Source organism: Azohydromonas aeria, assembly GCF_009760915.1.
Taxonomy (GTDB): domain Bacteria; phylum Pseudomonadota; class Gammaproteobacteria; order Burkholderiales; family Burkholderiaceae_C; genus Azohydromonas; species Azohydromonas aeria.
Map to the genome: position 1 here is coordinate 1 of NZ_VIDQ01000006.1, position 20,642 is coordinate 20,642.

Annotated in this window: 15 protein-coding genes and 1 pseudogene; 11 read left to right on the plus strand and 5 right to left on the minus strand. The window is 70.5% G+C overall.

From position 1 onward, the window contains the following. The 4 genes and pseudogenes from FJ694_RS05395 to hemH form a co-directional block, all read left to right on the plus strand. Window positions 1-513, plus strand: a pseudogene (locus tag FJ694_RS05395) (hypothetical protein); the annotation flags it as partial. A gap of 366 nt (window positions 514-879) precedes the next feature. Then, window positions 880-3,141, plus strand: coding sequence for an RNA polymerase sigma factor RpoD (rpoD, locus tag FJ694_RS05400; RefSeq protein WP_157265000.1), 2,262 nt, complete (start codon window positions 880-882; stop codon window positions 3,139-3,141). Window positions 3,142-3,291: 150 nt separating this feature from the next. After that, window positions 3,292-4,257 carry an adenylate/guanylate cyclase domain-containing protein gene (locus FJ694_RS05405; RefSeq protein WP_157265002.1) on the plus strand — a complete coding sequence of 322 codons (966 nt, stop codon included), beginning with the start codon at window positions 3,292-3,294 and terminating at the stop codon, window positions 4,255-4,257. A 74-nt stretch (window positions 4,258-4,331) separates the two neighbouring features. Beyond that, complete coding sequence (gene hemH, locus FJ694_RS05410; protein WP_157265004.1) at window positions 4,332-5,405, plus strand: ferrochelatase; 1,074 nt, start codon at window positions 4,332-4,334, stop codon at window positions 5,403-5,405. A gap of 96 nt (window positions 5,406-5,501) precedes the next feature. Here hemH and FJ694_RS05415 read toward each other — a convergent pair whose 3' ends face one another. From FJ694_RS05415 to FJ694_RS05430, 4 genes are all read right to left on the minus strand, one after another. Beyond that, entirely contained in the window at window positions 5,502-6,581 is a 1,080-nt protein-coding gene (locus FJ694_RS05415; RefSeq protein WP_157265006.1) for a porin, read from the minus strand. Window positions 6,582-6,758: 177 nt separating this feature from the next. Next, entirely contained in the window at window positions 6,759-8,282 is a 1,524-nt protein-coding gene (locus FJ694_RS05420) for a tripartite tricarboxylate transporter permease (protein WP_157265008.1), read from the minus strand. Next, window positions 8,283-8,783, minus strand: coding sequence for a tripartite tricarboxylate transporter TctB family protein (locus tag FJ694_RS05425; protein ID WP_157265010.1), 501 nt, complete (start codon window positions 8,781-8,783; stop codon window positions 8,283-8,285). Window positions 8,784-8,785: 2 nt separating this feature from the next. Beyond that, window positions 8,786-9,745, minus strand: coding sequence for a Bug family tripartite tricarboxylate transporter substrate binding protein (locus FJ694_RS05430; protein ID WP_157265012.1), 960 nt, complete (start codon window positions 9,743-9,745; stop codon window positions 8,786-8,788). Between the two features lie 104 nt (window positions 9,746-9,849). On the opposite strand from FJ694_RS05430, the gene FJ694_RS05435 reads away from it, so the two are divergent. From FJ694_RS05435 to dnaJ, 6 genes are all read left to right on the plus strand, one after another. Next, window positions 9,850-10,533: a response regulator transcription factor gene (locus tag FJ694_RS05435; RefSeq protein ID WP_157265014.1), complete on the plus strand. Its 684-nt coding sequence runs from the start codon at window positions 9,850-9,852 to the stop codon at window positions 10,531-10,533. Further along, complete coding sequence (locus tag FJ694_RS05440; protein ID WP_198320726.1) at window positions 10,530-11,990, plus strand: sensor histidine kinase; 1,461 nt, start codon at window positions 10,530-10,532, stop codon at window positions 11,988-11,990. The genes FJ694_RS05435 and FJ694_RS05440 overlap by 4 nt, the downstream gene beginning before the upstream one ends. A 24-nt stretch (window positions 11,991-12,014) precedes the next feature. Beyond that, on the plus strand, window positions 12,015-12,452 hold the full coding sequence (locus tag FJ694_RS05445) for an Hsp15 family ribosome-associated heat shock protein (protein ID WP_157265016.1): 438 nt from the start codon (window positions 12,015-12,017) through the stop codon (window positions 12,450-12,452). Between the two features lie 138 nt (window positions 12,453-12,590). Continuing rightward, window positions 12,591-13,190, plus strand: coding sequence for a nucleotide exchange factor GrpE (grpE, locus tag FJ694_RS05450; RefSeq protein ID WP_375140200.1), 600 nt, complete (start codon window positions 12,591-12,593; stop codon window positions 13,188-13,190). A gap of 88 nt (window positions 13,191-13,278) precedes the next feature. Continuing rightward, window positions 13,279-15,234, plus strand: coding sequence for a molecular chaperone DnaK (gene dnaK, locus FJ694_RS05455; RefSeq protein ID WP_157265020.1), 1,956 nt, complete (start codon window positions 13,279-13,281; stop codon window positions 15,232-15,234). 94 nt (window positions 15,235-15,328) lie between these two features. Further along, window positions 15,329-16,486: a molecular chaperone DnaJ gene (gene dnaJ / locus FJ694_RS05460; protein WP_157265022.1), complete on the plus strand. Its 1,158-nt coding sequence runs from the start codon at window positions 15,329-15,331 to the stop codon at window positions 16,484-16,486. 260 nt (window positions 16,487-16,746) lie between these two features. Here the strand turns inward: dnaJ and FJ694_RS05465 are convergent, their stop codons facing one another. Continuing rightward, a complete protein-coding gene (locus FJ694_RS05465; RefSeq protein WP_157265024.1) occupies window positions 16,747-18,687 on the minus strand; it encodes an LTA synthase family protein in 1,941 nt (646 codons plus the stop codon). 188 nt (window positions 18,688-18,875) lie between these two features. Between FJ694_RS05465 and FJ694_RS05470 the strand changes: the two genes are divergently transcribed. After that, the gene (locus tag FJ694_RS05470; RefSeq protein WP_198320727.1) at window positions 18,876-20,585 is read left to right on the plus strand and encodes a phosphoethanolamine transferase; all 1,710 of its coding nucleotides are present in this window, start codon (window positions 18,876-18,878) and stop codon (window positions 20,583-20,585) included. Window positions 20,586-20,642 lie beyond the last annotated feature (57 nt).

A 20,642-nucleotide genomic window follows, 5' to 3' on the forward strand; every position in this document is an offset into this window, starting at 1 on the left:
GAGCGGTCCGCGCCGGGCTTCAACCGCCCGCGCGGCGGCGGCGCGGCGCGGCGCGGCGGCGGCGGGCGCATCGCGCCCAGGCAGCGCGAGGACCGCATCGTGCAGCTGCTGCTGGCCCATGCCGAGTGGTGGGACGCCCTGTCGCCGCAGGCGCACGATCTGCTGCACGGCCTGCCCGCGCCGCACGGCGCGCTGGTGGCGTGGCTGGAGCGCGAGCTGCACGAGCACGGACCCCGGCCCTGGGCCGCGCTGCGCGTGGCGCTGGAAGCCGAGCCGCTGGCCGAGGAGGCGCGCGCTGCGCTGCCGGGCGACGAGCCCGGCGAGGACACGATGGCGGACCTGGAGCGGCTGGTGGATGCGCTGCACCTGGAGCAGGTCAAGGCCGAGCTCGACGCCCTGGCCAACGACCTGCCCAGCGATGCCGCGGCGCGCGAGCAGCACATGAACCGCATCCGCGAGCTGTCACAGCTGAGCATGGAGCTGCGCAAGCGCGCCACACCGACGGGTGCCTGAAAAGCGCCGCGTCCTGACACTTTTTCAGGCTTGACAAAGTCTTGACTTGTGACCTTCGCCCCCACATGGGGGATATAATTGAAGGTTCGTTATCAGCGGCAAGAGTGACAGCAGCGTCATTGGATACCGGATCCGGCCACCCGCGACACGGGTCAGACATCGAAGGCCATTATTCCGCCCAGGGCTGCGCTATTCCCGAAGTCCACGCGAGCTTGCCCGTCCGAGCCTTACCCGACCGCGACCACCGGCCGTGCCGTCGCGCGCGCAGCAGCAGCCGCAGTTGCAGCCGTGCGCGCGCACGCCATGTGCTCGCCCCTTGTTGACGACAAGCCGGACGTTTGACGCTTTCACCATCCGAGGAATTGCATGACCGCCAAGAAGACCGCGCCCGTCCAGGACGATCTGGAAGAGGACAAGAAGTCCACCGCCAAGGCCAAGCCCGCCGCCAAGAAGACCAAGGCCGCGGCCAAGACGGCCGCCGCGCCGGCGCCGGCGGCCGCGGCCGCGTCCGACGACAAGGCCAAGCGCGGCCGCAAGCCCAAGGCCGCCGAGAAGGAAGAGGCCGAGGAGGACTTCAGCGACATCGAGGCCGAGCTCGACGGCGAGGTGGTGGAAGCCGAGGCGGCGGACGGGGCCGAGGGCGCCGACACGGTCGAGGCCGTGGCCGACGAGGGCGTGGCCGCCGACAAGCCCAAGGCCAAGCCGCTGCGCATGAAGGTCAGCCGCGCCAAGGAGCGCGCGCTGATGCGCGAGTTCGGGCTGGACGAGACCGCGCTGACCGAAGAGGAAGTCGCCAAGCGCCGCCAGGAGCTCAAGACGCTCATCAAGATGGGCAAGACGCGCGGCTTCCTGACGCACCAGGAGATCAACGACCACCTGCCCGAGAAGCTGGTGGAGGCGGAGATCCTGGAAGCCATCGTGTCGATGCTCAACGACATGGGCATCGCCGTGTACGAGCAGGCGCCCGACGCTGCGACGCTCCTGATCGCCGGCGGCGCCACCACCACCGCCACCGAGGAAGAGGCCGAGGAAGCCGCCGAGGCCGCGCTGTCCACGGTGGACTCCGAGTTCGGCCGCACCACCGACCCGGTGCGCATGTACATGCGCGAGATGGGCACGGTGGAGCTGCTCACGCGCGAGGGCGAGATCGAGATCGCCAAGCGCATCGAGAAGGGCCTGCAGGACATGATGCTGGCCATCTCGGAGTCGCCCACGACGATCGCCGAGATCCTGGCCATGGCCGACAAGATCGCCGCGGGCGACATGGCGATCTCCGAGGCCGTGGACGGCTTCGTGGCCGAGGACGAGGCCGACGACTACGTCGCCGAGGAGGACTTCGACGAGTTCGACGAGGAAGACGACGACGACGGCCAGGGCGGCTCCAAGGCGCTGACCAAGAAGCTCGAAGAGCTCAAGCGCGCTGCGCTGGAGAAGTTCGCCAACCTGCGCACGCACTTCGAGGAGCTGCGCGCGGTGTGCGAGAAGGACGGCGCCAAGGGCTACAAGTCGCCGGCCTACGTCAAGGCGCAGCAGGCCATCAGCGCGGAGCTGATGACGATCCGCTTCACGGTCAAGACCATCGAGAAGCTGTGCGACATGCTGCGCTCGCAGGTGGACGACGTGCGCCGCTACGAGCGCGAGCTGCGCCGCATCGTGGTGGACAAGTGCGGCATGCCGCAGGAGCACTTCATCAAGACCTTCCCGCCGCGCGCGCTCGACCTGAAGTGGGCCGAGGACGAAGTCGCCGCGGGCAAGGGCTACAGCGCCGTGCTGGGCCGCAACCTGCCCGCCGTGCAGGAGCTGCAGCAGAAGCTCATCGACGTGCAGAGCCGCGCCGTGGTGCCGCTGGAAGACCTCAAGGCGATCAACAAGAAGATGAACGAGGGCGAGAAGAGCTCTCGCGACGCCAAGAAGGAGATGATCGAGGCCAACCTGCGCCTGGTGATCTCGATCGCCAAGAAGTACACCAACCGCGGGCTGCAGTTCCTGGACCTGATCCAGGAAGGCAACATCGGCCTGATGAAGGCGGTGGACAAGTTCGAATACCGCCGCGGCTACAAGTTCTCGACCTACGCCACGTGGTGGATCCGCCAGGCCATCACGCGCTCGATCGCCGACCAGGCGCGCACCATCCGCATCCCGGTGCACATGATCGAGACGATCAACAAGATGAACCGCATCTCGCGCCAGCACCTGCAGGAGTTCGGCTTCGAGCCGGACGCGCCGACGCTGGCCGAGAAGATGGAGATTCCCGAGGACAAGATCCGCAAGATCATGAAGATCGCCAAGGAGCCGATCTCCATGGAGACGCCGATCGGCGACGACGACGACTCGCACCTGGGCGACTTCATCGAGGACACCAACAACACCGCGCCGATCGAGGCGGCCATGCAGGCCGGCCTGCGCGACGTGGTCAAGGACATCCTCGACAGCCTCACCCCGCGCGAGGCCAAGGTGCTGCGCATGCGCTTCGGCATCGAGATGCAGTCGGACCACACGCTGGAGGAAGTCGGCAAGCAGTTCGACGTCACCCGCGAGCGCATCCGCCAAATCGAGGCCAAGGCCATCCGCAAGCTCAAGCACCCGACGCGCTCGGACAAGCTGCGCACGTACCTCGATAACTTGTAAACAGGACAAGCGGGTCGCCCACGGGCGACCCTTCAAGGTGGGCGCCTGCGGCGGGTGCCCATGCCAGCCCCCCAGACGGCCCCGGTGCTCCCGGGGCCGTCGCTTTTGTGCGCCGGGCCGCGCAAGGGCCCGGCTAAACTGCCGGGGCCCATGCCTCGCATCCTTGAACGCACCGTCCTGTTTGCCGACCTGCGCGGATCCACCGCGCTGTTCGAGCGCCTGGGCAACGCCGCCGCCAGCACGCTGGTCACCGGCGCCGTGGGGCTGATCGCCGACTGCGTCGAGCAGGGCGGCGGGCACGTGGTCAAGACGCTGGGCGACGGGCTGATGGCGGTGTTCGAGGAGGCCGCGCGCGCCGTGGCCGCGGCCGACGCCATGCACGCCGCGCTGGACCGCCCGCCGCGCGGCAGCGGCGCGGCCACCGCCGTGGGCGTGGCCGCCGGCGCGCTCAAGCTGCAGGTGGCGATGGCGCGCGGCGAGGTGGTGGAGATCGAGAGCGACTGCTTCGGCGACGCCGTCAACGTCGCGGCGCGGCTGCTCGACCATGCCGGCGACAACGAGACGCTGGTGACGGTGGACGTGCTCGCCGGGCTGCAGCCGGCGCAGCAGGTGCGCTTTCGCGCCCTGGACCGGCTGCAGCTGCGCGGCCGCGCCGAGCCGGTGCAGGTGCACCTGCTGCAGGGCCGCCACGCGGTGATCGACGGCGCGGCCACGCAGTTCGGCGACGCCCTGCCCCTGCCCGGCGAGCCCGAGGCGCTGCGCCTGGCCTGGCGCGGACAGGAGCGCATCTTCGCCACCGCGCAGCTGCCGCTGGTGCTGGGCCGCAGCCCGCAGGCCGGCTGCTGCATCGACGACTCGCGCGTCTCGCGCTCGCACGCGCGCATCGACTGGCACGGCGGCGCGTTCCAGTTCACCGACCTGAGCTTCAACGGCAGCTACGTCCGCTTCGCGCACGACCGCGCCGTGCTGGCGCTGCGCCGCGGCAGCTGCACGCTGCACGGCCGCGGCGAGATCGGCCTGGGCGTGCCCCCGGGCGACGCGCGCGCGCCGGTGCTGCGCTTCGAGGTGCTGCGCCTGGGCGAGGACGCCCTGCTGGGCGCCGCCGGCGCACGCTGATTCGCCCACGCGCCGGCGCGGCGCGTGCCCCGGCGCACGGAAGCGGGCCAGGGGCATCGGACACAATCCGGCGGATGACTTCCCCCGTTCCTTTCCGCCACGGCGCGCCCGAGCGCACCGCGGTGCTGCTGCTCAACCTGGGCACGCCCGACGCCCCCACGCCCGCGGCGCTGCGCCGCTACCTGGCCGAGTTCCTGGGCGACCCGCGCGTGGTGGAGATCCCGCGCGCGGCCTGGCTGCCGATCCTGCACGGCGTGATCCTGCGCACCCGCCCGGCCAAGTCCGCCGCCAAGTACGCCAGCATCTGGACGCCCGAAGGCTCGCCGCTGGCGGTGTGGACGCGGCGCCAGGCCGAGGGGCTGCAGCTGCGCCTGGGCAGCGGCGTGCTGGTGCGCCACGCCATGCGCTACGGCAATCCCGCCATCCCCGCCGTGCTCGACGAGCTCACGGCCGCCGGCGCCACGCGCGTGCTGGTGCTGCCGCTGTACCCGCAGTACGCCGCCTCCACCACCGCCACCGCCAACGACGCCGTGGCGCAGTGGCTTGCGCGCCAGCGCCGCCAGCCCGAGGTGCGCTTCGTGAACCACTATCCCGACGACGCCGGCTACGTCGGCGCGCTGGCGGCGCAGGTGCGCGCGCACTGGCAGCAGCACGGGCGCGCCGAGAAGCTGGTCATGAGCTTCCACGGCGTTCCGAAGCGCACGCTGCTGCTGGGCGATCCCTACCACTGCGAGTGCCACAAGACGGCGCGGCTGCTGGCGCAGGCGCTGGAGCTGAAGGCCGAGGAGTGGGTCGTGACCTTCCAGAGCCGCTTCGGCAAGGCCGAGTGGCTGCAGCCCTACACCGAGCCCACCCTCGTCGGGCTGGCGCGCGGGGGCATGAAGAGCGCGGACGTGATCTGCCCCGGTTTCCCGGCCGACTGCCTGGAGACGCTGGAGGAGATCAACATGGAGGTGCGCGCCGCCTTCGTCCAGGCCGGCGGGCGCGACTACCGCTACATCCCCTGCCTCAACGACACCCCGGCCTGGCTCGACGCGCTGGCCGGCCTGGCGCGGCGGCACCTGCAGGGCTGGCCGCTGGAGGCGGCGCCGGCCGCGGAGCGCGAGCTGCAGCGCGAGCGCGCGCTGGCGCTGGGCGCGGAGGCCTGAAGGCGCGAAAAAGGCCACCGCGGGAAGCCTCCCGGGGCGGCCTGGGCCTGCGCGACACGCGCCCGGCAAGGCTGCCGGGCGGCGTGGTGGCTTCGATCAGAAGCGGTGCTGCACGCCGATCATGGTGCCGGTCTGGGTGTCGCTGGAGCCCTGTGGGCTGAGGTCGCGCGACAGGCCCACGAGCTGGTCGTTCTTCGATCGGGCATGGCCGACGGTGGCGTACAGGTCGGTGCGCTTGGACAGCGAGTACTTGGCGCGCAGCACGATCAGCGTCGGATCGGCGTCCTCGACACCGGCGGGCGCGTCCTTGACGTTGAGGCGGTAGACGGCAGCCGTCAGGCCCACGGCCGGCGTGACCTGCCAGTTCACACCCGCCCAGGCGGTGTCGCCGCGCAGTTCCCCGCCCGCGGCGGTGTCGCGCTTGTAGTAGCGGTAGGCGCCCTTGAGCGCGATGGCGTTGTTGATCTGCCACGACGCGCCCAGGTGGGCCACGGTGTCGCGGTTGGCCGGCGCATCGGACGTGCCGAAGTGGTTGCGCTCGTAGGTGGCAGCCACGCCGATGGGGCCGCTGGTGTAGCCGGCGGCCACCGCGTACTTCCGGCCTGTGCTCGTCGAGCCGGCCACCTCGCCGAAGCCGTAGGAGGCCCCCACGGACACGCCGTTGCCGAAGCGCTTGGAGTACTTCAGCAGGTTGTCGGACGCGGTCGTCATGCCGAAGGCCGTGGTGTTGGCGATGGCCGAGGTGGCGTTGCTCGCCGTGGCCCACGAGTAGACCGGCGCGTAGCCCATCGGGTCGAAGGGCAGCACGAAGTCGTACGCCGTGGTGTAGGAGCGGCCGGCGATCAGGCGGCCGAAACCGCCTTCCAGGCCGACGTTGGCCTGGCGGCGGAACAGCGAGCCGGCCGAGCCATCGACGCTGCCGGTGTCGATCTGGATGCCGCTCTCCAGCTGGAAGATGGCCTTGAGCCCGCTGCCCAGGTCCTCGCTGCCGCGGATGCCCCAGCGCGAGGTGTTCATGCCGCCCGAAGTCAGCCGGGTGACGCTGTCGCCCGTGGGGCCGGCGTGGTTGACGTACTCGATGCCGGCATCGACCAAGCCGTAGAGCTGCACGCTGGACTGCGCGTGCACGGCGGCGGCCGCGGGCAGCACGGCCAGCGCGATGGCAAATTTCTTCATGGGGTCATCTCCTCGGATTGATGAACTGCTTGGGGTTTTCTCGACCGCCCCTTCCCCGGGCGGCCGTCTCGGTCGGCGCCTGCCGGCCACCGGCAAGCGCGCGATTCTTGTCAAGCCCAGGGCCCGAAATCGGGCCCTGGGGTTTTCAGTGGACAAAAGACAACGGCGTGGCGTGCCTCAGGCGTGCGGAATTGGCGCCGGCGTCTTCGGGCCCTTGCGCGCGCGGTGGCGCCAGGCCAGCAGGCGCGGCACCACCAGCACCGCCACCACCGCGGCCAGCAGCGTGGCCGAGCCCGGTCGCGTCACCAGCACGCTCCAGTGGCCTTCGCCGATGGACAGCGCGTTGCGCAGCTGCGCCTCGGCCAGCGGGCCCAGGATCATGCCCACCACCACCGGCGCGGTCGGGAAGTCGAAGCGCCGCATCACCACGCCCAGCACGCCGATGGCGTAGAGCAGCACCAGGTCGAAGGCGGACTGGCGCATGCCGTACACGCCCACCGTGGCGAAGATCAGGATGCCGGCGTAGAGCTGCGGCTTGGGCACCTTGAGCAGCTTCACCCAGAAGCCGATCAGCGGCAGGTTCAGGATCAGCAGCATCACGTTGCCGATGTAGAGCGAGGCGATCAGCGCCCACACCAGCGCGGCGTTGCTGTCGAAGAGCTGCGGCCCGGGCTGGATGCCGTAGTTCTGGAACGCGCCCAGCAGGATGGCGGCCGTGTTCGAGGTCGGGATGCCCAGCGTCAGCAGCGGGATCAGCGTGGCGGTGATGGCGGCGTTGTTGGCCGCTTCCGGCCCGGCCACACCCTCGATCGCCCCCTTGGTGCCGAACTCCTCCTTGTGCTTGCTGAACTTCTTCTCGGTGGCGTAGCTCAGGAAGGTCGGGATCTCGCTGCCGCCGGCCGGGATGGTGCCGAAGGGAAAGCCGATGAAGGTCGCGCGCAGCCACGCCGGCCAGGAACGGCGCCACTCGCCGCGCGTCATGTGCACGCGCGTGAGCTTGTTCTGCGTTTCCTGGGTTTTGCCCTCGTAGAGCACGGCGTACAGGCACTCGGCCACGGCGAACAGTCCCACGGCGATGAGCACCACCTCCAGCCCGTCCATGAGCTCGGGCGTGCCCGCGGTGTAGCGCGCCTGGCCCGTGATCTGGTCGATGCCCACCAGGCCCATGGCCAGGCCAATGAACAGCGCCGTGAGGCCGCGCACCGTGCTCTTGCCCAGCACCGCGCTGACGGTGCAGAACGCCAGCAGCATGAGCATGAAGTACTCGGGCGGCCCCAGCAGCACGGCGTACTTGGCCACCAGCGGCGCGCAGAAGGTCACCAGCACCGTGGCGATGGTGCCCGCGACGAAGGAGCCGATGGCGGCCGTGGCCAGCGCCGCGCCGGCGCGGCCGTTGCGCGCCATCTTGTTGCCTTCCATGGCCGTGACCATGGAACCGGCCTCGCCGGGCGTGTTGAGCAGGATCGACGTGGTCGAGCCGCCGTACATCGCGCCGTAGTAGATGCCGGCGAAGAAGATCATCGACGCCGTGGGCTCCACCTGCAGCGTGATGGGCAGCAGCATCGCCACGGCGGTGGCCGGGCCGATGCCCGGCAGCACGCCCACCGCGGTGCCGATGGTGCAACCCACCAGCGCCCACAGCAGGTTCACCGGCGTGGCGGCGGTGGCGAAGCCCTGCATCAGGGCATTGAGGATTTCCATTTACAGCCACCCCGTGGCGGTCAGGCCCGGCAGGTTGATCGCCAGGCCCTTGGTGAACATCCAGTACACCGGCGCGGCGATGGCCAGGCCGACGAGGAAGTCGGTGACGAAGGACCGCACCGAGCGGTCGCGCCGGCCCTGCGACGACTTGAAGCCGCGCACGGCCAGCATGAAGCACAGCGCGCAGCTCACGATGAAGCCCACGCGCTCGATCAGCGCCGCGTTGAGCAGCAGCCCGGCCGAGACCCAGGCGAAGCCGCTCCAGAAGCCGCGCTCGCCCTCCTCGGGCTCGGCCAGCTCGCGAAAGCCGCCGGTGGCGGCCTCGAACATCAGCCAGGCGCCGCACGCCACCAGTGCCAGCGTCACCACCCAGGGCAGGAAGTTGGGGCCCACGCCGGCATAGCCGGCCTCGGACGGAATGCCGCTGGCGCCCCAGGCCATCAGGCCGCCGGCGGCCAGGGCCGCCGCCCCCACGAGCATCTGCGCGGTTCGCTGGCTCATGCTCAGACCATCCCGGCCTTGACCATCACGGCGCGCAGGCTGGCGAACTCGTTGTCCACGAACTGGCCGAAGGCGTCGCCGGTGAGCAGCGCCGGGGTCCAGCCGTTGGTCTGCACCGCCTGGGTCCAGGCCGGGGCCTGCGTGGCCTTGGTGATCATGTCGATCAGCGCCTTGCGCTGCTCGGCCGAGATGCCCGGGGCGCCGTAGACGCCGCGCCAGTTGCTGATGACGACGTTGTAGCCCTGCTCCTTGAGCGTGGGCGCGTTCACGCCCTTGAGGCGCTGCTCGGAGGTGGTGGCGATGGGCGTCATCTTGCCGCCCTTGATGTACTCGCCGAACTCGGTCAGGGCGCTGGCGCCGACCGTGACGTTGCCGCCCAGGATGGCCGCCACGGCCTCGCCGCCCCCGCGGAAGGCGACGTAGTTGATCTTGGTCGGATCGACGCCCACCTCGCGCGCGAGCATGGCCACGGCGATGTGCTCGGTGGAGCCGCGCGAGCCGCCGCCCCACTTGACGCTGCCCGGGTCCTTCTTCATCTGCTCGACCACGTCCTTCATGGTCTTGAGGGGAGAATTGGCGGGCAGCACGAAGAGCTGCGGCTCGCTGAGCAGCCGCGCCAGCGGCGTGGCCTGCGTGACGTTGACCGGCGGCTTGCCGGTGATGATGCCGCCGAGCATGACGGCGCCCATGATCATCAGCGCGTCGCCGTTGCCCTTGTTGCTGTTGACGAACTGCGCCAGGCCGATGGCGCCGGCGGCGCCGCCCTTGTTGTCGTAGCTGACGGAAGACGCGACGCCGGCCTCCTGCAGCGCCTTGCCCAGGGCGCGGCCGGTGGTGTCCCAGCCACCGCCGGGGTTGGCGGGGATCATCATCTTGAGGTTGGCGGCGGCACGGGCCGACAGCGGCAGCGCGCCGGCGGCGGCCAGGGCGGCCAGCGAACGCAGGAAGGTGTCTCGACGCATGGATGTCTCCTGGTGGTCTTGGCGGGGAAGTCGGGGCATTTTTCGAGCCGGCGCTGTCGATCGGCTGTCAAACGGATCAGGGAAATTACGGAGTCATGTCAGGCATGAGACTGCTGCTGGTGGAAGACGACGCGGCCATGCAGGCGGCGCTGCAGCGGGCGCTGGAGCGCCGGGGCATCCAGGTCAGCGTCTGCGGCGACGGCGCGCGCGCGCTGGAGCGCTGGCGCGCCGCGGTGCCCGACGCGGTGGTGCTGGACCTGAGCCTGCCCGGCCAGGACGGGCTGCAGGTGCTGGCCCGGGCGCGCGCCGAGGGACTGGACGCGCCGGTGATCATCCTCACCGCGCGCGGCACGGTGGGTGACCGCATCCTGGGCCTGAACACGGGCGCGGACGATTACCTGCCCAAGCCCTTCGACCTCGACGAGCTGGAGGCGCGGGTGCGCGCGCTGGTGCGCCGCCGCGGCGGCGGCGGCGCCGGCGGCGTGAATGGCGAGGCGCCGAGCTGGTGCGGGCTGCGCGTCGATGCGGCCAGCGGCGCCGTCTACCACCTCGACAAGCCGCTGGAGCTGGCGCCGCGCGAGGCGGCGCTGCTGCGCGGCCTGCTGCTCAAGCCCGGGCACGCAGTGGCCAAGGAGCGGCTGTTCGAGAGCGTCTTCGCCGGCGACACCAGCGTGCAGCTCGAGGCCATCGAGGTGGTCGCGTATCGGCTGCGCAAGAAGCTGACACCCACCGGCGTGCAGCTGGTGACGCTGCGCGGGCTGGGCTACCTGCTGCAGGCGCCGGCGTGAGCGCCGCGCCCACGGCCGCGCGGCTGTCGCTGCGCGCGCGGCTGCTGCTGGGCATCCTGGTGCCGGTGCTGGCGCTGGTGGTGTTCAACAGCTGGGGCCTGTACCGGCAGGCGCTGCGCGCGGCCGACGTGGCCTACGACCGCACGCTGCTGGCCACGGCCAAGTCCATCGGCGAGCTGCTGTACCTGCGGCGCGAGGGCAGCCACGTGCGGCTGCACGCCACCGTGCCCTACGCGGCACTGGAGGCCTTCGAGGCCGACACGCGCAGCCGGCTCTACTACCGCGTCAACGGCTTCGACGGCGAGCTGATCTCGGGCTTCGAGGCCCTGCCGCGCTGGCAGGGCCGCATCCCGGACCGCCCGCCCTACGCGGCGCTGGTGGACTTCTACGATGGCCAGTACCAGGGCGTGCCGGTGCGCATGGCGGTGCTGCTGCAGCCGGTGGCCTCGGAGCTGGGCCGGGGCATGGCGACGATCCAGGTGGCCGAGACGCTGGACCTGCGCCGCGCGCTGGCGCGCGAGGTGCTGCTCGACACGCTGTGGCGCCAGGCGCTGCTGCTGGGCGTGATCGCGCTGGTGGTGGTGGCGGTGGTGCAGCGCGCCACCGCCCCGGTGCGCCGGCTCAGTGAGGAGCTGCAGCAGCGCGACGAGGCGGCGCTGACACCCATCCACGCCCCGGACGCGCCGCGCGAGCTGCAGCCGCTGATCGCCGCGGCCAACGGCTTCATGGCGCGGCTGGCTCATGCCGCGGCGCAGCAGCGGCGCTTCGTGCGCGACGCCTCGCACCAGCTGCGCACGCCGCTGGCGGTGCTCAAGGTGCAGGTGCAGTCGGCGCGGCGCGGCGACGTGGCGCCGCAGCAGGCGCTGCAGGAGATCGACACCACCGTGGAGCGCGCCACGCAGCTGGTGGCGCAGATGCTGGCGCTGGCCAAGGTCGAGCAGCTGCGCCGGCAGAGCGACGCGCCGGTGAGCGACTGGGCCGGGATCGTGCACGCGCTGGCGCTGGAGCTCTCCGCGCTGATCGCGCAGCGCGGCCTGGACTTCGAGCTGGACCTGGGCGGCGGTGCCGCGCCGGTGCGCGCGCACGAGTGGGCGCTGCGCGAGCTCACGCGCAACCTGCTGCACAACGCCATCCGCCACACGCGCTCGCTGCTGCGGGTGCGGCTGGAGCGCGTGGGCGGCCAGGCCGTGCTTACCATCCGCGACGACGGGCCCGGCATACCGGCCGAGCAGCGGCAGCATCTTTTCGAGCCCTTTGCCGCCTCCACCAGTGCCGGCGGCTCGGGCCTTGGGCTTGCGATTTGCCACGACATCGTCATGTCCCTGGGCGGCCGCATCGAGCTGCTGGACCGCGGCGCGGCGCCCCGCGTCGAAGGCCTGGATGCCGTCGTGCGGCTGGCGCTCGTGCCCCAGGCCGAGGCCGACACGGAAGAAAACCGCCGCCGGCAAGACTCCTGACAAGACCTCCGACAATCGCGCCCCATGATCGAACTGCCCCTTCAAGAACGCGTACGGCTGGACAAGTGGCTGTGGGCGGCCCGCTTCTTCAAGACCCGCGGCCTGGCCGCGGAGGAGATCGGCAAGAACCGCATCAGCGTCAACGGCCAGGTGGCCAAGGCCTCGCGCGAGCTCAAGGCCGGCGACCGCGTCTCCTGGCGCCAGCAGGGCGTGGTGCGCGAGGTCGAGGTGCTTGCTTTAAGCGAGATCCGCGGCCCGGCGCCGCTGGCCCAGACCCTGTACGTGGAGACGCCCGAGAGCCTGGAGGCGCGCCGCGTCGCCGCCGAGCAGCGGCGCCAGGGCATCGAGCCGGCGCAGGCGATTGCCGGCGGCCGGCCCACCAAGCGCGACCGGCGCGAGCTCGAGCGCGAGTCCCGGGGCCGCGTCGAGTGGGACCGCTGGAGCGCCAAGCTCGGCGACTAGCGCCATGGCGCTCCGGCCGCGGCGGCCCTCCTCTTCCGATGGCCCCCATGACACGCGCGGCGGCCTGCCCAAGCGGCGGGCCGCTTTTTTTCATTGACCCTCTTGAAGCCCGGGGGATAGCCCCCAGGTGCCGAGTCGATGGAGTCCACGACACCCATGAACCCTAACGACCACACCACCACGCCCGAGGCGGCCGCCGTGCCGCCGGCCGCCGACAACGCCGCCGCAACCCCTGACACCGCCGCGCCCAGCGGCGCCGCCGAGGCCTCGGCCGCGGCGCCCTCGCTGGAGCAGCGCCTGAGCGAGCTCGAAGCGCGCCACGCCGAGGTGTCCGAGGCCTACCTGCGCGCCAAGGCCGAGACCGAGAACGTGCGCCGCCGTTCCGAGGAGGAAGTGGCCAAGGCCCGCAAGTTCGCCGTCGAGGCCTTCGCCGAGAGCCTGCTGCCCGTCAAGGACAGCCTGGAGGCGGCCATCGCCAACCCCGACGCCAATCCGCAGCTGGTGCTCGAAGGCGTGCAGGCCACGCTGCGCCAGCTCAGCCAGGCGCTGGAGCGCAACAAGGTCATCGAAGTCGCCCCGCCCGCGGGCACGCGCTTCGACCCGCACCAGCACCAGGCCATCAGCATGATCCCCGCCGACCAGGACCCCAACACGGTCGTCACCGTGCTGCAGAAGGGTTACCTGATCGCCGAGCGCGTGCTGCGCCCGGCGCTCGTCACGGTGGCCGCGCCGAAGTAAAGACCTGAGCCGCCGCGCGGTCTTGAAAGCGCGCCGCGCGGCCGCAATTCCCGGACAAGCAGACAACATCTCCAACAGGAGCACCCCCATGGGCAAGATCATCGGCATTGACCTCGGCACCACGAACTCGTGCGTGGCCGTGATGGAAGGCAACACCACCCGCGTCATCGAGAACAGCGAAGGCGCGCGCACCACGCCGTCCATCGTCGCGTACCAGGAGGACGGCGAGATCCTCGTCGGCGCCTCCGCCAAGCGCCAGGCCGTCACCAACCCGAAGCACACCTTCTACGCCGTCAAGCGCCTCATCGGCCGCAAGTTCACGGAGAAGGAAGTGCAGAAGGACATCGACCTGATGCCCTTCAAGATCGTGGCCGCCGACAACGGCGACGCCTGGGTTGAAGAGCGCGGCAAGAAGCTCGCGCCGCCGCAGGTCAGCGCCGAGGTGCTGCGCAAGATGAAGAAGACCGCCGAGGACTACCTCGGCGAGGAAGTGACCGAGGCCGTGATCACGGTGCCGGCCTACTTCAACGACAGCCAGCGCCAGGCCACCAAGGACGCCGGCCGCATCGCCGGCCTGGACGTCAAGCGCATCATCAACGAGCCCACCGCCGCGGCCCTGGCCTTCGGCCTGGACAAGCACGGCAAGGGCGACCGCAAGATCGCCGTGTTCGACCTGGGCGGCGGCACCTTCGACATCTCGATCATCGAGATCGCCGACGTGGACGGCGAGAAGCAGTTCGAGGTGCTGTCCACCAACGGCGACACGTTCCTGGGCGGCGAGGACTTCGACCAGCGCATCATCGATTACATCGTCACCGAGTTCCGCAAGGAGCAAGGCGTCGATCTCACGAAGGACGTGCTGGCCCTGCAGCGCCTGAAGGAAGCCGCCGAGAAGGCCAAGATCGAGCTGTCCAACAGCACGCAGACCGACATCAACCTGCCCTACATCACGGCCGATGCCTCGGGTCCGAAGCACCTGAACATCAAGCTCACCCGCGCCAAGCTGGAGTCGCTGGTCGAGGAGCTGATCGAGCGCACCATCGAGCCCTGCCGCATCGCCATCAAGGACGCGGGCGTGAAGGTCGGTGACATCGACGACGTGATCCTGGTCGGCGGCATGACGCGCATGCCCAAGGTGCAGGAGAAGGTCAAGGAGTTCTTCGGCAAGGAGCCGCGCAAGGACGTCAACCCCGACGAGGCCGTGGCCGTCGGTGCCGCCATCCAGGGCCAGGTGCTCGGCGGCGAGCGCAAGGACGTGCTGCTGCTCGACGTCACCCCGCTGTCCCTGGGCATCGAGACCCTGGGCGGCGTGATGACGAAGATGATCAAGAAGAACACGACCATCCCGACCAAGTTCGCGCAGACCTTCTCCACCGCCGACGACAACCAGCCGGCCGTGACCATCAAGGTCTACCAGGGCGAGCGCGAGCTGGCCTCGGGCAACAAGAGCCTGGGCGAGTTCAACCTCGAAGGCATCCCGCCGGCGCCGCGCGGCGTGCCGCAGATCGAGGTCACCTTCGACATCGACGCCAACGGCATCCTGCACGTCTCGGCCAAGGACAAGGGCACCGGCAAGGAGAACAAGATCACCATCAAGGCGAACTCCGGCCTGAGCGAGGCCGAGATCGAGAAGATGGTCAAGGACGCCGAGATGAACGCCGCCGAGGACCAGCGCAAGCTGGAGCTGGTGCAGGCGCGCAACCAGGCCGACGCCATGGTCCACTCGGTGCGCAAGAGCCTGACCGAGCACGGCGACAAGCTCGACGCCGGCGAGAAGGAAAAGATCGAGGCCGCCCTGAAGGACACCGAGGAAGCGCTCAAGGGCGACGACAAGGCCACCATCGAGGCCAAGACGGAAGCCCTGGTCGCCGCCAGTCAGAAGCTCGGCGAGAAGGTCTATGCCGACGCGCAGGCCGCCGCTGGTGCTGCCGGTGCCGCCCCGGGCGGCGAGGCGCCGCAGCAGCAGGCCTCTTCCGCGGGCTCGCGTCCTGCCGACGACAACGTCGTGGACGCCGAGTTCAAGGAAGTCAAGGACAAGAAGTGACGCGCCGCTGAGCCTTCAGCCCGATCTTCCATAAACACCCCCGTGTGGGCTCCAGGCGCACACGGGGGCTTTTTGCATCGACGCAGCAATCGCCATGGCAAAGCGTGATTACTACGAGGTCCTCGGACTGGCCAAGAACGCCAGCGAGGAGGACATCAAGAAGGCCTACCGCAAGCTGGCCATGAAATACCACCCCGACCGCAATCAGGGTGAGGACGCGGACGCCAAGAAGGCCGAGGAGAAGTTCAAGGAGGCCAAGGAGGCCTACGAGATGCTCTCCGACCCGCAAAAGCGCGCCGCCTACGACCAGTACGGCCACGCGGGCGTGGACCCGAACATGGGCGCCGGCCGCGGCCCGGGCCCGGAAGGCTTCGGCGGCTTCGCCGAGGCCTTCGGCGACATCTTCGGCGACCTCTTCGGACAGGGCGGCGCCGGCGGCGGCCGCCGCGGCCCCAGTGGCCAGCAGGTCTATCGCGGCGGTGATCTCAGCTACACGATGGAGATCACGCTGGAGGAAGCGGCCAACGGCAAGGAAACGCCCATCCGCATCCCGAGCTGGGAGGGCTGCGAGACCTGCCACGGCTCCGGCGCCAAGCCCGGCACCAGCCCCAAGCCCTGCCCGTCCTGCGGCGGCTCGGGCACGGTGCACCTGCGCCAGGGCTTCTTCAGCATCCAGCAGACGTGCCCGCACTGCCACGGCAGCGGGCGCATCATTCCCGAGCCCTGCACCACCTGCAACGGCGCGGGCAAGCTGCGCAAGCAGAAGACGCTGGAGGTGAAGATTCCCGCCGGCATCAACGAGGGCATGCGCATCCGCTCCGCCGGCAACGGCGAGCCCGGCACCAACGGCGGCCCGCCGGGGGACCTCTACATCGAGATCCGCATCAAGCCGCACGAGATCTTCGAGCGCGACGGCGACGACCTGCACTGCTCCGTGCCGGTGAGCATGACGCTCGCCGCCCTGGGCGGCGCGGTGGAAGTGCCGACGCTGGGTGGCAAGGCCGAGATCGAGCTGCCCGAAGGCACCCAGCACGGCAAGACCTTCAGGCTGCGCGGCAAGGGCATCAAGGGCCTGCGCTCCAGCTATCCCGGCGACCTCTACTGCCACGTCGCGGTGGAGACGCCGGTCAAGCTCACCGAGCACCAGCGCAAGCTGCTCAAGGAACTCGACGAGTCCTTCAAGAAGTCCGGCGACCGCCACTCGCCCAACGCCAAGAGCTTCACCGACCGCATCAAGGACCTGTTCAAGTAGGCCGCCCGGGCACTGCGGGCCCGGCGCTAGGCAGCGAGCAGGGGCCCGGGGTTGCCGGGCGACGCTCGCCACAACGAAGAAGCCCCGCGGCGCCTTTGGGCGCCACGGGGCTTTTTCTTCGTCCGCCGGCGGCTTCGGGCCGGCCCGGGCGCAGGCCGCCGCAGCGCCCTCGCATGGTCAAATATTCGGATACTTTTGAAACATCCTAGATATTCGTGCGGCGGGTATTGAAAACCAATAGTGAAAAATAAACCTGCCTGTCAGGGCAGTGGTGCCGCGTCGGCGCGCAGCTGGCCCTTCCCGTAGGCGTCGGCGGCAACCTGGTAGTAGGCGATGGCCTCCTCGTGCAGCTGGCGGCTCAAGCCGTCGTCGGGCGCCTCCAGGCCGGTATCGGCATCGACCACGCGCGAGCGCGCGCCGGGCTTGAGCTCAACCACGCGGCCGCTCCCGTAGTAGCCCACCGTCTGGTAGTTGGCCAGCAGCGCGCGCTGGTGCCGCTGGCCCTCGCGCAGGATGTCCTGGCCAAAGAAGCGGCTGTGGTAGCTGAAGTTCAGCAGGCCGAGGATCGTGGGCGCGACGTCGATCTGCGAGGCAATGCTGTCCACGCGCCCCGGCGCAACGTGCTTCGGGGCGTAGATCACCATCGGGATGTGGTAGCTGGCCGGCGGCAGCTCCTGGCGGCCGCGGCCGTTATGGGTGTGGTCGGCCACGATCACGAACACCGTGTCGTCGAACCAGGCTTTCCGCCGTGCGCGCGCGATGAAGTCGCCGATGGCCCAGTCGGTGTACTTCACGCCGCCCTCGCGCCCGCTCTTCGACGGGATGTCGATGCGCCCTTCCGGGTACGTGAAGGGCCGGTGGTTGGAGGTCGTCATCACGTGCGCGAAGAACGGCCGCCCGGCGGCGGCGCGCTGGTCGAGCTCGCGCAGCGCCAGCGTGAACAGGTCCTCGTCGGCCACGCCCCAGATGTTCTCGAAGTGGATGTCCTGGGCTTTCAGCGCCGTGCGGTCCACCACGGTGTAGCCGTTGCCGCCGAAGAAGGCGTTCATGTTGTCGAAGTAGCCGTAGCCGCCGTAGATGTAGAGCGGCTCGTAGCCCTTGCTCCTGAACACCTCGCCCACCGTGAAGAGCTGGGCGTTGTCCGGGCGCTTGACGATGGAGTGGCCCGGCGTGGGCGGCACGCTCAGGGACAGCGCTTCCAGTCCGCGCACGGTGCGCGTGCCCGTGGCGTACAGCCGCGTGAACAGCAGTCCCTCCTGCGCCAGGCGGTCCAGGTTCGGCGTCAGGCCCTTCCCGTTGCCGAAGCTGCCCAGGAAGCTGGCCGAGAGGCTTTCCACCGACACCAGCACCACGTTGAGCCGCTTCTGCGGCCCGGCATGGAACACCTCGCGGTCGAAGGGGCGCGACGCATCGGGGCTCCCCAGCGCCAGCGCCAGTCCGGCCGCGGCCCTGGTGGCGGGCAGCGTGGCGTAGAAGCGGCCGTAGTCGATCTGGTTGTGCCAGAAGGCATGCCAGAAATCGAAGTAGCCGTTGCCCGCGAGCTCGTTGGCCTGCGCGTCGGTGCTGAATTCCTTGTAGCGCGCGTCCAGCCCGACACAGGCCAGCACCGGCGCGGCCGCCAGCAGCAGCGCCGCGGCGGCGCGCCGGCGCCAGCCGGCACGGCACTCGGCCCAGGCCAGCGACCCCTTCCCGAGCCGGCGCGCCAGCAGCGCCCACACCGCCAGCGCCGCCACGCCCACGCCCGAGAGCAGCAGCGGCATGTCGTAGGACTCGCGGAGGTTGCCCAGCACCTCGCTGGTGTAGACCAGGTAGTCCACCGCGATGAAGTTGAAGCGCGAGGCGAACTCGTTCCAGAAGGTGAACTCCGATGCGCCGACGAACACCATCACCACGCACAGCGGCAGCAGCAGCGCCAGCAGCAGCCAGCGCGCGCCGCGCAGCCGCCGCGAGGGCCAGGCCAGCAGCAACCAGCCCAGCGGCGCCAGGAAGAAGGTGGCCACGCCCAGGTCGAACAGCGCGCCGATGCCCAGGATGGGCAGCAGCTTCCAGGGCAGCGCCAGCGACCACTGGCCGTTGAAGGCCAGCAGCCCCAGCCGCACCAGGGCGTTGAAGATCAGGAAAGCCACCAGGAGCGGCAGCAGCAGGTGCAGGCGCCGGGGCAGCCAGCGGGCCAGGCTCGTGAACGGGGAAACGGGCGACATGGAAAGCGATGTCGGTGCAACCGCGCCTTGACTTGAGACAAGCGCGCGAATGTGCCCGGGCAATGAAGCTTCAGGAGCCGCGCACACTGCCGGACCTTGCTGAAGGCGGTATTAAGGCGCAGTTGCACGCTACGGCTTCGGCGTGTGCCCGTTTGCGGACGCAGGGTGCCCGGGACAATCCCGCCCCGATGAAATCGCGCCTGCTCTTTGCTCCTTCCAAAGCCCGGCCGTCGCGCCACGCCTGGAGCCCGCAGGGCCTGGTGCTGCTGTGCGCCCTGTGGTGCGCGGGACCCGGCAACTGGCCGCTGTGGCAGCGGCTGGCATCGCTGCCCGATCTCGATGGCCCGCGGCTGGCGCTGGTGGGCTCGGCCATGGGCCTGGGCATCGCCGGCATGCTGGCCGCGCTGCTGGCGCCGCTGGCGTGGCCGCGGCTGGTCAAGCCGCTGCTGAGCCTCGTGCTGCTGTGCACCGCGGGCGCGGCGCACTTCATCGGCAGCTACGGCGTGGTGCTGGACCCGACCATGATGGTCAACGTGCTGCAGACCGACGCGAGGGAGGTGCGGGACCTGCTGGGCGCTCCGATGGCGCTGAGTTTCGCGGGCCTGGCGCTGCTGCCGATGCTGTGGCTGTGGCGCCGGCCGCTGCGCCGCCCCGGGATGCTGCGCGGGCTGGGACGCAACGCGGCACTGGTGCTGGGCGGACTGGCCCTGGCGGCCGGCCTGGTCTACGCCACCTTCGCCGACTTCTCCTCGCTGATGCGCAACCACTCGACGCTGCGCTACATGATCAGCCCGGTCAACGGCTGGTACTCGCTGGCGCGCGCCACGCTGGGCCCCGGCGCGAAGCAGCGGAAGCTGCCGCCGGCGCCGGTCGGCCGGGACGCCGTGCTCGCCGCGCGGCCCGTCGGCGCGCCGCCGCCGCTGCTGGTGCTGGTGGTGGGCGAGACGGCGCGCGCCGACCACTTTGAGCTCAACGGCTATGGCCGCCCCACCAACCCCGGCCTGTCGGCGCTGGGCGTGGCCAGCTTCACCGACGTCACCTCCTGCGGCACCAGCACCGCGGCCTCGCTGCCGTGCATGTTCTCGCTGCTTGGGCGCGAGGGCTTCCAGGCGCTCAAGGCGCCGCAGGAGAACCTGCTGGACGTGCTGCAGCACGCCGGGCTGGCGGTGCTGTGGGTGGACAACCAGTCCGGCTGCAAGGAGCTGTGCGACCGCGTGCACCAGGCCCACGCCGAAACCCCGGCGCCGGGCGCGCCGCCGCTGCCCCCGGGCCTGTGCCGCGACGGGGGCGCGTGCTTCGACATGGCGATGCTGCACGGGCTGGACGAGCGCCTGGCGCAGTTGCCCGAGGCCGCGCGCGCGCGCGGCGTGGTGATGGTGCTGCACCAGATGGGCAGCCACGGCCCGGCCTATTCGCTGCGCTCGCCGCCCGACATGAAGCCCTTCCAGCCCGAATGCACCAGCACCGCGCTGCAGCGCTGCGATCGGCAGGCGCTGGTGAACGCCTACGACAACTCCATCGCCTACACCGACCGGCTGCTCACCGCGCTGGCCGGCTGGCTGCAGCAGCGCGCCGGTGCCTGGGCGCCGGGGCTGCTGTACGTGTCGGACCACGGCGAGTCGCTGGGCGAGAACAACCTGTACCTGCACGGCCTGCCCTACGCCGTGGCGCCCCGCGCGCAGAAGCACGTGCCCTGGATTGCCTGGTGGCCGCAGGCGACCGAGGCAGCCACGGGCAACGACCTGGGCTGCCTGCGCCGGCAGCGCCAGCAGCCGCTGTCGCACGACCACCTCTCGCACAGCGTGCTGGGCTGGCTGCAGGTGCAGACGGCCGCCTACCGGGCCGAGCTGGACGTCTTCGGCCCCTGCCGGCACCCGCAGGCCGCCCGGCCGGACTGAGCACGGGGCCGCTTTCCCGGACAGGGGCCGGGACCGCGGCGCGCCGCCGCCCGCCGC